Raw genomic sequence first — 15,011 nt, 5'->3', positions numbered from 1 at the left:
GGGGGTGGGGGGCTGGGGGTGGGGGGGGGGGGGCTGGGCGCCGCACCCCGCCCGAAAAAGCGGGTGGCCCCGCCAGATGCAGTGAGCAATCTGGCGGGGCCACCCGCGAAGAGCCGAGAACTACGCGCGCAGAGCAGCTGCGAGCGAGTCGAAGGCCTCGACGTAAGCGTCGATTGCGGCGTCGTCGTGGGTCACCGAGAGGGTCCACTCTTCTTCACGACCGGGGGTCATGAAGATGCCGTTGTTCATGTTCCACACCCACGCGAGGTCGGCCAGGGGGCCACCGGTGCGGGCGTTTTCCATGTACGACTCGTAGTCGACAACCTTGTTGTCTGAGAACACCACGCAGCCCTTCGAACCGATACCCACGGTGTAGGCGATCAGGTCGTAGCGCTTGATGACGTCGTTGCAGCCAGCAAGGATGCGGTCGTTCAGGTGAGCGAGGTGTGCGTAAGCGTCGTCGGTGAGCACGTCGAGCAGCGAAGCGCGTGCAGCGGCGAGGGTCAGTGGGTTACCGTTGTAGGTACCCACCTGGTACACCGAACCGTTCTCAACAACCTCGGCAACCTCTTCGGTCATACCGATGGCGCCTGCGGGCAGACCGCCACCGAGGGCCTTGGCGAGGGTCACCATGTCGGGCTTCACACCGAACTTCTCGGTTGCACCACCGGGAGCGATGCACAGACCGGTCTTCACCTCGTCGAAGATGAGGACGATGCCGTACTTCTTGGTGATCTCGCGCACGCGCTCGAGGTAACCGGGCTCGGGCAGCACCACACCGAGGTTCATCATGGCGGCTTCCATGATCACACAGGCGGGGAGGCGGCCTTCGGCCTTGAGGGCCTCGATGCGCTTCTCCATGACGTCTGCGTCGTTGAACGGCACAGCAACGGTCATGTCGACGGTTGCCTGGGGCACACCGGCGCCGTAGGGAATCGACTTGTAGTTGTCGCGGGGGCCGATCTCTTGCTCGGGGATCCAGCCGATGTCAACCATCACGGTGTCGTGGTGGCCGTGGTACGAACCGAAGATCTTCATCACAGTGTCGCGACCGGTGTAGGCGCGGGCAATGCGGATCGCGTCCATGGTCGATTCCGAACCCGAGTTGGTGTAGCGCCACTTCGGCAGGCCCCAGCGGCGGGCGAGCTCGTTACCGACGACGATAGCGTCTTCGGTGGGGGCGGCGAAGTGCGTGCCCATGGGGTAGCGCTCGGTAACAGCCTTACCGATGGCAGGGTGTGCGTGACCCTGCACCATCGAACCGAAGCCGTTGTGGAAGTCGTAGTATTCGTTGCCGTCGACGTCCCAGATGCGGGGGCCTTCACCCTTTTCGACGTAGATGGGCCACGGGTCGTGGAGCTGGTACGACGATGCGACACCACCCGAGAGGTGCTTCTGTGCAGCCTCGTAGAACTCCTTCGACTTCTGCGTTGCGGCGTTGAGCTTCTCTTCCTCGACCTTGATCAGTTCTTCGATGCGTTCGACGTTGATTGGGGTACCCATAAGAGTTCCTCTTTCATGCCCGGCCTGCGGCTAAAAAGATTCGAATTTGATTCGCTTCGTGTCGATCCGACCGGCCTGGCGTCGGCGACAGGCGTGACCGCATCCGGCCACTCTCTCGATTATAAACACCGTTCACTTAGTTTGTGGCTGGGAATGCGCTGACTACCTGCTGAGCGGCAGCAACAGGCTGGTCAGCACAACCGGTCGAGGCGCTATGCGTTGCGGTCGAACACGTGCATCGCCCGGGATGCGTCCACAATCGAGCCCGACAGCGACGGGTATACCGCCCACGAGTTCGCGAACTCGTCGACGGTGAGGCGCTGCTCAATCGCGATTGACAGCGCCAGCACCAGCTCGGATGCCCGCGGCGCCACGATCACGCCACCGATGATGGTGCCGAGGTTGTTGTCGGCGATCAGTTTGACGAAACCGTCGCGGAAGCCCTGCATCTTGGCACGCGGGTTGCTGGCCAGATCGATCTTGTAGACGCTGCCCTCACGGGTGCCTTCTTCAATGTCTTTTTGCTGCCAGCCGACGGTGGCAATTTCGGGGTAGGTGAAGATGTTCGACGCCACGTTCCGCAGCCCGATGGGCCGCACCTGGTCGCCGAGCGCGTGGAACACTGCGGTGCGTCCCTGGGTTGATGCCACGGATGCAAGCGGGAAGAATGAGGTGCAGTCTCCGGCCGCGTAAATATTCGGCACGCTGGTGCGAGCAACGCGGTTGACGCGGATGTGGCCCGATTCGGTAAGTTCTACTCCCGCATCTTCAAGGCCGAGCCCCTCGGTGTTGGGAATCGAACCGACGGCCATCAGACAGTGCGAGCCACGCACCTCGGTGCCGTCTGAGAGCGTGGCCACCACCTCGTCGCCGTCACGCACCACCGATTCGGCGCGGGTGCGCGAAAGCACGTTCATGCCGCCGCGCTTGAACACCTCTTCAATAACGTCGGCAGCGTCGGTGTCTTCGCCGGGGAGCACGCGGTCGCGTGACGAGATGAGTGTCACTTCCGATCCGAGGGCGCGGTAGGCGGATGCGAACTCGGCGCCGGTTACACCCGACCCCACCACGATCAGGTGCTCGGGCAGGGTGCTGAGGTTGTAGAGCTGCTTCCAAGTGAGGATGCGTTCGCCGTCGGGTTTTGCCGAGTCGAGTTCGCGGGGTGAGGCTCCCACGGCGACAACCAGGTAGTCGTAGTCGAGGCGGTCGAAGTCGGTGCCGCCGGGCGAGGTGGCTACCGCAACGGCGCCGTGGTCGAGGCGCCCGTAACCTTCGATGATGCGCACGCCGTGGTCTTTGAGGTTGCGGCGCATATCGTCCGACTGGTTTTGGGCCAGGCGCAGGATGCGCTGGTTGAGCTTGGTGAGGTTGACGGTCACTTCGCTGCTGCGCGGGTTGTTGCGGTCGTCACGCACATAGAACTGCACGCCGAGCTCTTCTGCGTCGCTGACCGCTGTGGCCGCTTCGGCCGAGGCAATGAGTGCTTTCGAGGGCACCACATCGGTGAGGACGGCTGAGCCACCCATGCCCGAGGCTTCGACGATGGTGACATCGGCGCCCAGTTGGGCACCCGCCAGGGCGGCTTCGTAGCCGCCAGGGCCACCACCAATAACGACAATCCGGTGTTTACGTTCCATGAACTTTGCTGCCGACATGGGGTCAATTTTGCCATGCCAGGATGCGTTGGTGAACCACATTTACTTCTTGTCGACCCTGCCTACGGTTTTCACACTGCCGACAATCTTCAGCCGGTTCCGAAACTGCATCGTGCGCAACTACGTAGGCTTGATCGCATGACAGATGAGCAGTTCACCAATCCGCTCGATAACCCGACGGCCGACCCCGTTGAGATTGCTCGGCAGGCAGCCCGCGTGGTCGCCGAACGCACCGGGGTCGAGCAGCACGATATTGCGCTGACGCTCGGGTCGGGCTGGGGTAAAGCCGCCGACGAGCTCGGCGAAACCGTCGCCGTGATTCCGGCCGAGGATGTGCCCGGATTCACCCGCTCGGCAGTGGCCGGTCATTCGGGCACACTGCGCTCGATCCGCCTTGAATCGGGCCATCACGCACTCATCATCGGTGCCCGCACCCACTTCTATGAGGGGCATGGGGTGCGCCGAGTGGTGCATTCGGTGCGCACCGCCGCTGCCGCTGGCGCGAAGGTCATGGTGCTCACCAACGGCGCCGGTGGCCTGCATCCCGAATGGGCGCCCGGCACGCCGGTGCTGATTCGTGACCACATCAACCTCACCGCTGCGTCGCCGCTCGAGGGTGCGACGTTCGTTGACCTCACCGACCTTTACTCGTCGCGGCTGCGGGCGCTCGTGCACGCCACCGACCAGCTCGATGAGGGTGTGTACGTGCAGTTCCGCGGCCCCCACTACGAGACTCCCGCCGAGGTGCGGATGGCCGGGGTGTTGGGTGGCGATATCGTGGGCATGTCGACCGCGCTCGAGGCGATTGCCGCGCGTGAGGCGGGGATGGAGGTGCTGGGCCTGTCGCTCATCACCAACGCCGCGGCGGGGATCTCGCCGAGCCCGCTCAATCACACCGAGGTGATTGCTGCCGGTAAAGCTGCTGAGCCTAAGCTTGCCGCGCTGCTCGTTCGAGCTGTGCATTCGATTCTGAACGCCTAGGAGTGCCCATGATTCCACTGCATCGCGTCAGCCAGACCGCTATTCGTGCCGCAGCACATCGCTGGCTCGAACAAGACCCCGATCCCGACACCCGCACCGAGCTGCAAGAGCTATTGGCTGCGGCCGGCTCACTCGAGCCGCACGGCGTCACTATTTCTGAGACCGACACGACCCCGCATGCGCAGGCGTGGCGAGAGTTGCGTGACCGGTTTTCGACGCGGTTGTCGTTCGGCACTGCCGGGCTTCGGGGTCGGCAGGCAGCCGGCCCCAACCGGATGAATCGGGTGACCGTTGGGCAGGCGGCCCGAGGTTTCGCCGACTTCCTGCTCGCCCGCGCCGAGCGCGACGGCGCCGGCGCCCCCTCAGTGGTGATCGGCTATGACGCCCGCCTCAATAGTGATGTGTATGCGCACGACACCGCCGAGATTATGCAGGCAGCTGGCGTGAATGCCACGCTGCTGCCACGCATGATGCCCACCCCGGTGCTCGCGTTCGCGGTTCGTCACCTCAATGCATCGGCCGGGGTGATGGTGACTGCCAGCCACAACCCCAAGTGGGATAACGGCTACAAGGTGTATCTGGGTGGCGATGACCACGGTTCGCAGATTGTGCCACCGAGCGACGAAGCGATTGCTGCGGCCATCAAGCAGGTTGCGAATCACCAGCTGGTGAACGAGCTGCCGCGCGACGCCGGCTACGAGATTGCCGACGAGTCGGTTCTGGATGCGTATGTGGCCGCTACCGCCAGGGTGTTCAGTGGCGGGTTCACCGCCGAACAGCTTGCAAACTTCAAGGTTGTGTACACCCCGCTGCACGGGGTTGGGTGGGAAACCTATCGCCGGGTGCTTGCCGCCTGTGGTATCCCCGAGCCCGCGGTGGTTGCCGAACAGATTGACCCCGACGGTAGCTTCCCCACGGTTGATTTCCCGAACCCTGAAGAGCCGGGTGCGCTCGATTTGGCCTATGCAAAGGCCGATGAGGTGGGGGCCGATCTGGTGATCGCTCACGACCCAGATGCCGACCGGCTCGCCGTGGCGCTGCGGGATGCGCGCGGTGAGTGGCGTCCGCTAGGCGGTAACGATATCGGCAAGTTCTTGGGCTGGCGCGCCGCTGAGTCGGCAAGGGCCGCCGGCGCCGGCGGTACGCTGGCAACCTCGCTCGTATCATCCCCTGCCATGTCGAAGGTGGCGCAGGCATACGGGCTTGACTATGTCGAAACGCAAACCGGGTTCAAATGGATTTCACGTGCCGAGGGCATCATCTTCGGCTACGAGGAAGCGCTCGGTTATCTCGTCGACCCCGACAAGGTGCGCGATAAAGACGGCATCTCGGCGGCAGTGGCGATGCTCGATCTCGCAATCCGGTTGGCGAGCGAGGGACGCACGCTGCACGGTCTTGACGACGAGTTCGCCGAGCGATTCGGGGCGTTTGCATCCCGACAGGTTTCGGTGCGCTTTGACGAGCCCAGCCAGTTGGGGAAGGCGATGAACCGACTGCGGGAGCAGCCCCCGACCGAGATCGGTGGCGTGCCGGTGGCAGAGTTTTTCGATTTCGAAACCGCGGCCGAGCCCGCGAATATTCTGCGCATCCGGCTCACTGACGACACCCGCATCATGGTGCGACCCTCGGGTACCGAGCCGAAGATTAAGTCGTATATTGACGCAGCCTCGAGCGAGGGTTCGGTTACGCAGCGGCGTGCTTCGGCGCAGCAGCGTGCCGATGCCGCAGCAGCTGCGATGCGGGCGGTGCTGTTGAGCTAGGGTGCGCCCGCTGATTTCGCTAGATTTTGCCCGGCCCGGCACAAGCCGCGGCCGGGCAAAACCCATTACCGGTGCAAGTCGAGCATCGGCAGTTCGGCGCGCAGCAGCGCCACGAGCTTTTCGGGTTGTTTGCTGCGCACCGCAGCCCCCACGAGTTCGGGGCTGTGTTCGAGCGCGGTCGCCACTGCGGCGATTACTCCGAGGTGCTGCGCCGAGCTGACGGTGGTGATGCCCACCACGAGCCCCACCGGGTCGAAGTGTGGGTGCCCAAAGTTGACACCGTCGGGCAGGGTTACGGCCGACAGCCCGTTGCGCACCACATCCGGCCCGGGCTGCGCGTGCACAAGCGCCAGGTTCGGGGCGATCACCATATAGGGCCCGAAGCGGTCGATCACGCTGATGAGGCGGCGCTGATAGCCCTGGCGGGCGCAACCGGCCTGCACCAGCAGATCGCCCGCTTGGGTAACTGCATCCTGCCAGGTGGTGGCGTCACTGCCGAGCCGCACCAGGTGCTCGTCGAAATGTACTTGGATTCGCGTATCGGTGGTCACTGTTGTGCTCCGCCCGTTGCTGCGGCGCCGCTCGGGGTGCCGCGGTAGTTGTCGGATGCGCGCAATTGTTCGCAGCGCCGGGTGATCTTCGCGGCAAGCGCTTCGCGGTCGACAACCGGCAGGAAGGCGCCCTCAGCGGCATTCAGTTGCAGTAGTTCGATCTCGTCGATGGTGTAGCCGAACTCGGTTGCCAGTAGCGCCAGTTCGCGACTTACGCTGGTGGCGCTCATGAGCCGGTTATCGGTATTGACGGTCATTGCGAATCCCAGCTCGAAAAGCTGGTCGAATGGATGCGCGGCGAGGCTCTGCGTGCCGGTTTGCAGATTCGATGACGGGCAAGATTCGATGGTGATTCGCCGATCGCGCACCCAGCGGGCCACCGCACCCAGCTCGGCCGCAGTGTCTGAGAGCGTAATGTCATCCATCAGCCGGGTGCCGTGACCGAGCCGCAGTGCGCGTGCATCCAGTAGTGCCGAGGTGATCGAGTCGATACCGGCGGCTTCGCCTGCGTGGCAGGTGGTGGGCAGCCAGTGTCGGCAGCAATCGTCGAGGGCCGCGAGGTGGTTCGCCGGCGGGAAGCCGGCTTCGGGGCCGGCAAGATCGAATCCGACCACGCTGCCGGGTTCATGTGAGGTGTGTCGTGCCGCGAGTTCGGCGATTTCTGCCGAGCGGTCGGCCTGGCGCATGGCGCAGATCAGCTGTTGCACGCGAATGTCTTGGCCGCGCTCGGCGGCACGGCGCATCCCATCGGCGATACCGACGCGCACCGCCGCCACCGCTTCGTCGAGCTCGAGGCCGCGCTGCTGGTGCTGTTCGGGTGCCCAGCGCAGCTCGGCGTACATTACCCCGTCGGCGGCGAGATCGAGCACCGCCTCGCGGGCGACACGCTCGAGGTTCGCCGCCGTTTGCATGACCGCGACAGTGAGCGCGAAGGTTTCGAGATAGCGTTCGAGCGAACCCGAGTCGGCTGCGTTGTGGAACCATTCGCCGAGCGCTTCGGCGGTGTCGGCTGGCAGCTCGATGCTGTCGGCGTTTGCCAGCTCGACGATGGTTGCGGGGCGTAGGCCGCCGTCGAGGTGATCGTGCAGCAGCACTTTGGGCACTGCTCGGGCGTCGACGCCGTCGGCTAGCACCAGCCGCTCGACCTCAATGCGTGCCATGACGCCACCCTCCTCATTGAACCGCAGCCGGTGTGCACTCGATCACTGTCATGGTATCCACCGGTGTTCCCGGTTTCGCCGTGCAGCTTAACACTGAATGAGGTTCATTTTTGGTCGATTGCACACCTCGTCCACAGCAACCGGAAACCGAGCGGGCCCGGAAGCCGACACCATTTCGTTTCGCCTTCCGGGCACTGCGCGCGGCCCGATGCTGCTAGAGCACGCTCCGCAGGAACGCCTTGGTGCGTTCATGCTGCGGGTTGTCGAACACATCCTTCGGGTGGCCCTCTTCGACCACCACCCCGCCATCCATGAACACAACACGGTCGGCAACCTGCCGGGCGAAACCAATCTCGTGCGTCACGACGATCATGGTCATACCGGCCGCGGCCAGATCTCGCATTACGTCGAGCACATCGCCCACCAGCTCCGGGTCGAGCGCCGAGGTCGGCTCATCAAAGAGCAATAGTTCCGGGTCCATCGCGAGCGAGCGGGCAATCGCCACGCGCTGTTGCTGCCCACCCGAAAGCTGCGATGGGTAGTGATCGGCGCGATCCTCGAGCCCCACTCGCGTCAGGAGCTCGAGGGCACGAGCTTTAGCCTTTGCCTTTGGAACCCGCAAAACACCAACCGGAGCTTCCATGACGTTTTCGAGCGCAGTCATATGTGGGAACAGATTGAACCGCTGGAATACCATCCCAATCGATTTGCGCTGCTGCGCAATTTTGGCGGCCGGCAGTTCGTGCAGTACATCGCCGCGCTGCTGGTAGCCCATGATCTCGCCGTTCACCGTCACCCGGCCACCGTCGATGGTCTCCAAATGGTTGATGCAGCGCAACAGGGTTGATTTACCCGACCCAGAGGGGCCAAGTAGCACAACAACCTCGCCGCGATGCACATCGAGGTCGATGCTCTTGAGCACTTCATTCTGACCAAAGTGCTTACGCACCGATTCGAGCCGCACGATCGGTGCATCAGTGTCAATTACCGTATTCACCTGCGTCCAGGGCGTTTTGACTTTACTCACTGTGCGTCCTCCTTCACCGCATCCGCTGGCGCGGCTGCCCCCGGTTCGCGCTCCGCCGCTGGGTTTCCCGAATTCACGGTTCGCTTGTCACGCTTGGGCGAACGCCCGGCGACGCCGCGCCCAAAATACTTCTCAAGCCAGTGCTGCGGAATCGCCAGCAATGAGGTGAGCGCCAGGTACCAAATACTCACCACGATCAGCAGCTCAACCTGCTTCAGGTTTTGCGATGAAATCTGCATTGCCACGGTGTAGACCTCGAGCACTGCGATCACCGAAAGTAGCGAGGTGTTCTTGAGCATCGAGATGAGTTCGTTGCCCATCGGTGGAATGATCACCCGCATCGCTTGCGGGAGCATCACCCTGCGGAATGTGCGCACTGGCGACATACCGAGCGACGCAGCCGCTTCAAGCTGTCCGGTATCCACCGAAAGCATGCCCGAGCGCACAATTTCGGCCGAGTAGGCAGCCTGGTTGAGGGTGAGTGCCAGTAGGCCGGCGACGAATGGAGTGATGATTTCACGGGTGGGGAGTGACCAGAGCATTTGATCGGTGAACGGAATGCCGAAGCCGAGTCGGTCGTAAAGCAGTCCCAGATATCCCCAGAGCACCACCTGCACCAGTAGCGGGGTACCTCGGAAGGCCCAGACGTACACGGCAGAGACGGCTACCATCACGGGGTTGCCGCTCATGCGCATAGCGGCGAGCAGCACGGCCAAGACCGTCGATACGATCATCGCCACCACTGTCAGCACAATCGTCAACACAATGCCGTTGAGGATGCGTGGATGGAACAGATACTGGCCAATTGCAGCGAAATCGAGCTTTTCATTCGTCGCAATTGAGTGGGCGAAAATGATGAGCAAGAAAAGCAGCACTGCCGCGCTGATCCAGCGCCAGGGGTGGCGCAGTGATCGGGTTACAAGCTCATCTGCGGCAACTTTATTAGCAGTGGCCGAGTTCTGTGCTGGTGCAGTGAGTTGGCTCGACATTAGTTCTCCGCAAGGTTCACGTCGATGCGTTCGACGCGGTACTGTTCGAGACCACTGCGCTTGAGCAGCTCGTCGTAAGTACCCTCTTCTTCGATCGACTTCATGGCGAGCAGAATTGCCTCACTGAGCCCTTCATCTGATTTCAACACCCCGATACCGGTGAATACAGGGTCGAATCCCTTGGGCAGTTCGGGGAACTCAAGCAGTTCGACAGCCTTGCCATCACCCGAGGTCTCGGCGAGGAATGCCATGATCGGAGCGTCACCGATAAAGCCGTCGACATTGCCCGCCTGCAGAGCCGTGTTCGAATCGGGCACGGTGGCGAGCTCGTGCATCTTCACCTCGGCTTTGCCCGCAGCCTTACACTCCTCACTGATTCCAACCAGGATGTCGCCGGTGGTTGAGGCTTTCTGCGAGGCGATGGTCAGTCCGCACAGATCGAGCACTTCCGAGATACCTTTCGGGTTTCCGGCCGGTACGGCAATCGCGAACCCTGCGTGAAGGTATTCAATAAAATCGAGGGTCTTTTGCCGTTCCAGGGTGTCGTTCATTCCCGAGAGGATGATGTCGTTCGTATTGGCTTGGAGGCTCGCTACTGCGGTGTCGAACGGCTGTTTGTTGATGTTGACTTTAATGTCGAGTTTTTCGCCAAGCGCATAGGCAAGGTCGATGTCTAGGCCCATTGGATTTCCGTTTTCATCGTCTGAGGCGAACGGCGGGTAGGGGTAGTCGACAGCAACGTTCAGCACACCCGCGTCGCGGATGTCTTGGGGCAGCGCGGCCTTGGCGGCCTCGTCAACGCCCTTGGTGAGCGGTGCACGCTCGGCTTCCTGGCCCGCACATCCGGCGAGCAGCAGCGCCGGGATGGCAAGCAGGGCGAGTAGGCGGCGTGATTTCATGATCGTCTCCTTCGAGCAAGCACACATCGTTGTGCAAATGGGGGTTGGTACAGGGAACTGTGGTTGGCAGGGGCTCAGTCGTTGGACACAGCCGCGGGTTCGGCAGCCCAGTTTTGGTTCTGTGCTGGTTCGTGCAAGCGCAACAGTTCGGCTACGTCTTCCCGGCGGGCGGCCAGGCGTGCCACACCGTTAGCAACGAGGACAACCGCTGGCCGGAGTGCACCGTTGTAGTTGTTGGTCATGGTGTAGCTGTAGGCCCCGGTTGCGGGCATGACTACGATGTCGTCCACACGCGGGCTTGGCAGTTCGGCGCCGTCGATTAGCAGGTCACCTGATTCGCATTGACGGCCGACGAGCTGCACTGTGGTGTCGGCAACCTCATCGGCACGGTTGGCAAGCACCGCCTCAAATCGCTGACCCGTCATGGCAATTTCAAGTTGATCGGCGAGCCCGCCATCAACCGCAACGAATCGCCGACCGGTCTGCTTCACAACCACCACCCGGTAGGCGGTCACACCCGCTCGGGCGACGGTGGCACGGCCTGGTTCGATCAACAGCTTCGCCGAGGTGGGCAGGTATTCGTGGGCGGCACCGACGAGCCGGTCGAGATACTCGTCAACGGTGGGTGCCTGTTCGCCTTCGTGGTAAGCAATCCCCAGGCCACCGCCAAGGTCATAAACCGGAAGCCCACCGATTGGAGCCAGCGCGGCGACTGCCTCAGCGAACTGATCGATGTTGAGGATTTGCGAGCCGATATGCACGTGCACGCCCACGATCTCGAGGCGAGGATGCTCACGCAGACTGTCGATCAGCTCGCGTACTTTCACCGGGGGTAGGCCGAATTTCGAGTTGCTGCCGCCGGTGTTCATGCTGGCGTGAGTTTCGGCCTCCACACCGGGGGTCACTCGCACCAGCAGCTGCTGACGGCAGCCTGCAGGCACCAGGCGATCGAGCCGGTCGATCTCATCCTCGCTATCGACGATGATGGTGCCTACCCCCACCTCGATCGCACGTTCAAGTTCTGCATCAGTTTTAGCGTTGCCGTGGAAGTAGACGTTCGCCGGGTCAACACCCGCAGCGAGTGCCAGCTCAAGCTCGCCTCCGCCCGCAACGTCGATCATCATGCCTTCGGCAGCGGCTATCGCGTAAATCGCCACAATGGGGGCCGCTTTAGAGGCGAAGAGCACATCGGAGTTCTCGTGACGTGAACGCAATCCGGCCACGAGGCTGCGCATCTGCTGACGCAATCCGGCCTCATCGTAAATGTGCAGTGGGCTACCGTATTCGGCCACAAGATCAGACACGCGGCAACCGCCAATCACGAGCTCGCCTTCGACCACCTCGCTGGTGGGAGGCAGCACATGGGCGATATGCCCCAGCGCAGATCGGTCCAGCTTCATTGCTGAAGTCCTCTCGACAGGTAGAGCTACGTTGCTCCGGTTGTGGAACACGTTATTCGCCTGCGCAGTCAAGTTTTTTGTGCAGTTCTCTAAACTTTCGGCATGGCTTCAGAGAAATCTCCAAAACGTGCTCGTCACGGTGAGAGCACATCGTTGCTCCTGAGCGAGCTGCTTGCAGAGGATGTGGCGTCGATCGCCACGCAGATCGGCGATGCCAGCTGCACCCGCCCGGTGCTTTCGGTTGAGTTCTACGACGCCGCAGCAACCGATTCGACCGCCGCGGGAGTTTTACTCTTACTGCCTTCCTGGCAGGCCATGAAAGCTTCGGCGCTGCGCAACATCGCAGCCTCCGCGCTGCAGCGAGGAGTGTGCGCAATTGTGGTGCAGGGCGGAACCGAAGCCGACCTCGTCGAGGCATTCACTCGCGACTTACTCAGCCAGCTCCCACTGCTGCAAATCACTCCGAAAGTCACCTGGCGAGAGTTTGAAGCAGTATCCGAACGGGCCATCGGCGAACATGCGCCTGGCATCACGGCCTCGCTGCTGCAATCCGACTACCTCTATGCCATAGCCGACACAATCGCCGAGGTGTTCGGTGGCTCAGTGTCAGTTGAAAACCATGCCCGCACATTGCTGGCCTATTCGACAGTCGCAGGCCAAGTGGTGGATGAATTCCGAGCCGAGGGTATTCGCACGCGCCAAGTACCAGAGTCGGTACTCAATTTTGAGCAGTATCGCCTCGTATTGCGCACCGACGGCCCCGTGCGATTTCCACAGTATGGCGAGGAGCTGCCACGTGCGGCAATCGCCATTCGTGCTGGCAGCATGCAGCTCGGGACAATCTGGGCAATCGACCCCGATGGGCATGATGCCGATCAGCCGTTAACTGCAGAACGTCGCGAGGTGCTCGAACGCGGTGCTCAGTCGGCGGCAGCGCATCTGCTCGCCAGCTGGCGAGTCACTGAAGCCGACACCCGTCGGCGCGAGCAGGCGCTCGAACGCCTCTTGAATAAGGATGAGCCATCAGCCGATGACCTTGCCATTGTCGCCGCCACGGCGAACGACCGGATGCGATTGGTCGCGATGCGATTTGCTGCTGACACCGCCGGGCCAGGCGACCTGCGTCAGCTGCTCGTGTTTTGTGAACGTCAACTGCACGCGCGACTCTCGCTCGCCGCGAGTGTTGTTGCGGGTGATACCGCATACTTCGCAGTGGTCGGCGCCACTGGTGCGCGACTACGCGATGCGATGAGTGCCACGCTGCGTGCCTGTTCGCGGGTATTCACCGCACCAATTCAAAGCGCAATCGGCGGTGAAACCACGGCAGCCGCAGGCTTGCGAACATCGCGCGCCGAAACCGATGCGATCCTCCGGCTGCCGCACGATCCAGATCATCCGGTGCGCAGCAGTGCGGATGTGAGCGCGGCGCTACTTGCTGATCAGCTGGTGGCCCTGTTCGCGCAGCATCCCCACCTTCGGCACCCAGCCCTGCGGGAGCCAGCCACCGACCGGCGTGATTTTGAACGCCGGTCAACCCTGCTCGCCTGGTTTGAGCACGGCGGAGCAAGCGGTGCTGCCACGGCGCTGCGGGTGCATGAAAACACCGTTCGTTACCGCGTGCAGCAGACGATTGACGACTGGCGGGTGCAGCTCGACGACCCGGATGAGGCGTTCGCGCTGTGGGCTTCACTAGTGGCTGAGCGGGCCCAGCAACGAGCTCAAGCCCAAACCACCTAGTTCGCCTGGATGCGCTCGGCAATGAGCGGCGCCACCGGCACTTCGGTGCCCGGCTCGCCCAGCTCGAGCGCACCATCGAGCGCGTCGAGGGCGAGCGCGAACCGATCGGCGTTCTCGGCGTGTAGCGTGTAGAGCAGGTCGCCCTTGCGCACCGCATCCCCCGGTTTCACCGCCAGATCGATACCCGCGCTGTGCACCACCGGGTCGGCGGCACGGGCGCGGCCCGCGCCCAAGCGCCACGCACCCACACCGAACTTGTATGCATCCTGCGCCACCACAACGCCGTCACGCTCGGCTCGCACCTCGTGCTGTTCCGGCGCCACCGGCAGCGGTGCATCCGGATCGCCGCCCTGGGCAATCACAAACTTGCGCCACACATCCATTGCCTTACCGTCGCGCAGGTGCCCCTCAACATCGGCGTCGGGGATGCCCACCAGCGCCAGCATTTCGCGCGCGGTTTCGACCGTGAGCTCGACAATATCTGCCGGGCCGCCGCCGGCCAGCACCTCGACCGATTCGCGCACCTCGTTAGCGTTACCGATCGCGTAGCCCAGCGGCGCCTCCATCGAAGTGATCAGTGCCGATACCTTCACGCCGGCGTCGGTGCCGAGCGCCACCATCGTTTCGGCAAGTTCGCGTGAGCGCTCAATCGCACCCATGAACGAACCGGCGCCATATTTGACGTCGAGCACCAGCGCATCGGTGCCCTCGGCGATTTTCTTCGACATGATCGAGGATGCGATCAGCGGAATCGCCTCTACCGTGCCGGTGATATCGCGCAGCGCGTAGAGCTTCTTATCGGCCGGCGCCAGGCCCGCACCGGCCGCGCAGATCACGCCGCCAACCTCGTCGAGCTGCCGCAGAATCTCGGCATTCGATAGGTCGGCACGCCAGCCCGGAATCGACTCGAGTTTGTCGAGCGTGCCACCGGTGTGCCCGAGCCCGCGGCCCGAAAGCTGCGGCACCGCCACCCCAAACGATGCCACCAGCGGCATCAGCGGCAGGGTGATCTTGTCGCCCACCCCGCCGGTTGAGTGTTTATCGGTGGTGGGTTTGCTGAGCGATGAGAAGTCCATCCGCTCACCCGAGGCGATCATGGCCTGGGTAAGGTCGTGAATTTCACGGCGCTCCATTCCCCGCAAAAAAATTGCCATAGCCATTGCGGCCATCTGCTCATCACCCACAAAGCCGGTGGTGTAGCGGGCAACGAGCCAGTTGATCTCATCGGTGGTGAGGGCACCACCGTCACGTTTGCGGCGAATTAGGTCTACAGCTGCGTACGGTTCGGTCACGATTCTCCCTTTCGTCTTGGCAGCGATGTGATGTTGGGTTGGGATGCTCGTCGGTGC

Annotated in this window: 12 protein-coding genes; 3 read left to right on the top strand and 9 right to left on the bottom strand. The window is 62.7% G+C overall.

What is annotated here, in order from left to right; genetic code table 11:
• Window positions 1-120 precede the first annotated feature (120 nt).
• Both RQ865_RS03185 and RQ865_RS03180 read right to left on the bottom strand, forming a co-directional pair.
• Window positions 121-1,503 carry an aspartate aminotransferase family protein gene (locus tag RQ865_RS03185; protein WP_311477463.1) on the bottom strand — a complete coding sequence of 461 codons (1,383 nt, stop codon included), beginning with the start codon at window positions 1,501-1,503 and terminating at the stop codon, window positions 121-123.
• Window positions 1,504-1,715: 212 nt separating this feature from the next.
• Window positions 1,716-3,158: an NAD(P)H-quinone dehydrogenase gene (locus RQ865_RS03180; RefSeq protein WP_311477461.1), complete on the bottom strand. Its 1,443-nt coding sequence runs from the start codon at window positions 3,156-3,158 to the stop codon at window positions 1,716-1,718.
• 138 nt (window positions 3,159-3,296) lie between these two features.
• Between RQ865_RS03180 and RQ865_RS03175 the strand changes: the two genes are divergently transcribed.
• Window positions 3,297-4,139 (top strand): purine-nucleoside phosphorylase, encoded by an 843-nt coding sequence (locus RQ865_RS03175; protein WP_311477459.1) that lies wholly within the window; start codon window positions 3,297-3,299, stop codon window positions 4,137-4,139.
• Between the two features lie 8 nt (window positions 4,140-4,147).
• Window positions 4,148-5,899 carry a phospho-sugar mutase gene (locus RQ865_RS03170; RefSeq protein ID WP_311477457.1) on the top strand — a complete coding sequence of 584 codons (1,752 nt, stop codon included), beginning with the start codon at window positions 4,148-4,150 and terminating at the stop codon, window positions 5,897-5,899.
• A gap of 65 nt (window positions 5,900-5,964) precedes the next feature.
• On the opposite strand, the gene RQ865_RS03165 is transcribed toward RQ865_RS03170, so the two are convergent.
• The 6 genes from RQ865_RS03165 to lysA all read right to left on the bottom strand — a co-directional run bounded on the left by RQ865_RS03165 (window position 5,965) and on the right by lysA (window position 11,925).
• Window positions 5,965-6,450: a PTS sugar transporter subunit IIA gene (locus tag RQ865_RS03165; protein ID WP_311477455.1), complete on the bottom strand. Its 486-nt coding sequence runs from the start codon at window positions 6,448-6,450 to the stop codon at window positions 5,965-5,967.
• A complete protein-coding gene (locus RQ865_RS03160; RefSeq protein WP_311477453.1) occupies window positions 6,447-7,610 on the bottom strand; it encodes an adenosine deaminase in 1,164 nt (387 codons plus the stop codon). Before RQ865_RS03160 ends, RQ865_RS03165 begins: the two co-directional genes overlap by 4 nt.
• 214 nt (window positions 7,611-7,824) lie before the next feature.
• Window positions 7,825-8,637, bottom strand: a complete 813-nt coding sequence (locus RQ865_RS03155) for an amino acid ABC transporter ATP-binding protein (RefSeq protein WP_311477451.1) — start codon at window positions 8,635-8,637, stop codon at window positions 7,825-7,827.
• The gene (locus RQ865_RS03150) at window positions 8,634-9,626 is read right to left on the bottom strand and encodes an amino acid ABC transporter permease (RefSeq protein WP_311477450.1); all 993 of its coding nucleotides are present in this window, start codon (window positions 9,624-9,626) and stop codon (window positions 8,634-8,636) included. The genes RQ865_RS03155 and RQ865_RS03150 overlap by 4 nt, the downstream gene beginning before the upstream one ends.
• Window positions 9,626-10,525, bottom strand: a complete 900-nt coding sequence (locus RQ865_RS03145; protein ID WP_311477449.1) for an ABC transporter substrate-binding protein — start codon at window positions 10,523-10,525, stop codon at window positions 9,626-9,628. Before RQ865_RS03145 ends, RQ865_RS03150 begins: the two co-directional genes overlap by 1 nt.
• Window positions 10,526-10,599: 74 nt before the next feature.
• Window positions 10,600-11,925 (bottom strand): diaminopimelate decarboxylase, encoded by a 1,326-nt coding sequence (gene lysA, locus RQ865_RS03140; protein ID WP_311477447.1) that lies wholly within the window; start codon window positions 11,923-11,925, stop codon window positions 10,600-10,602.
• Window positions 11,926-12,027: 102 nt separating this feature from the next.
• Between lysA and RQ865_RS03135 the strand changes: the two genes are divergently transcribed.
• Complete coding sequence (locus RQ865_RS03135) at window positions 12,028-13,662, top strand: helix-turn-helix domain-containing protein (protein WP_311477445.1); 1,635 nt, start codon at window positions 12,028-12,030, stop codon at window positions 13,660-13,662.
• On the opposite strand, the gene RQ865_RS03130 is transcribed toward RQ865_RS03135, so the two are convergent.
• The gene (locus RQ865_RS03130) at window positions 13,659-14,957 is read right to left on the bottom strand and encodes a thymidine phosphorylase (RefSeq protein ID WP_311477470.1); all 1,299 of its coding nucleotides are present in this window, start codon (window positions 14,955-14,957) and stop codon (window positions 13,659-13,661) included. The genes RQ865_RS03135 and RQ865_RS03130 overlap by 4 nt on opposite strands.
• Between the last annotated feature and the right edge of the window lie 54 nt (window positions 14,958-15,011).

The organism is uncultured Gulosibacter sp. (assembly GCF_963509965.1).
Taxonomy (GTDB): domain Bacteria; phylum Actinomycetota; class Actinomycetes; order Actinomycetales; family Microbacteriaceae; genus Gulosibacter.
Note: the sequence above shows the minus strand (reverse complement) of the source record. Positions and strands in the feature narration are given on the sequence as shown.

Excerpts from the sequence above, each read along its gene's own strand:
- RQ865_RS03185 (WP_311477463.1), bottom strand. The coding sequence starts at position 1,503 with ATGGGTACCCCAATCAACGTCGAACGCATCGAAGAACTGATCAAGGTC.
- RQ865_RS03180 (WP_311477461.1), bottom strand. The coding sequence starts at position 3,158 with ATGTCGGCAGCAAAGTTCATGGAACGTAAACACCGGATTGTCGTTATT.
- RQ865_RS03175 (WP_311477459.1), top strand. The coding sequence starts at position 3,297 with ATGACAGATGAGCAGTTCACCAATCCGCTCGATAACCCGACGGCCGAC.
- RQ865_RS03170 (WP_311477457.1), top strand. The coding sequence starts at position 4,148 with ATGATTCCACTGCATCGCGTCAGCCAGACCGCTATTCGTGCCGCAGCA.
- RQ865_RS03160 (WP_311477453.1), bottom strand. The coding sequence starts at position 7,610 with ATGGCACGCATTGAGGTCGAGCGGCTGGTGCTAGCCGACGGCGTCGAC.
- RQ865_RS03150 (WP_311477450.1), bottom strand. The coding sequence starts at position 9,626 with ATGTCGAGCCAACTCACTGCACCAGCACAGAACTCGGCCACTGCTAAT.
- RQ865_RS03145 (WP_311477449.1), bottom strand. The coding sequence starts at position 10,525 with ATGAAATCACGCCGCCTACTCGCCCTGCTTGCCATCCCGGCGCTGCTG.
- lysA (WP_311477447.1), bottom strand. The coding sequence starts at position 11,925 with ATGAAGCTGGACCGATCTGCGCTGGGGCATATCGCCCATGTGCTGCCT.
- RQ865_RS03135 (WP_311477445.1), top strand. The coding sequence starts at position 12,028 with ATGGCTTCAGAGAAATCTCCAAAACGTGCTCGTCACGGTGAGAGCACA.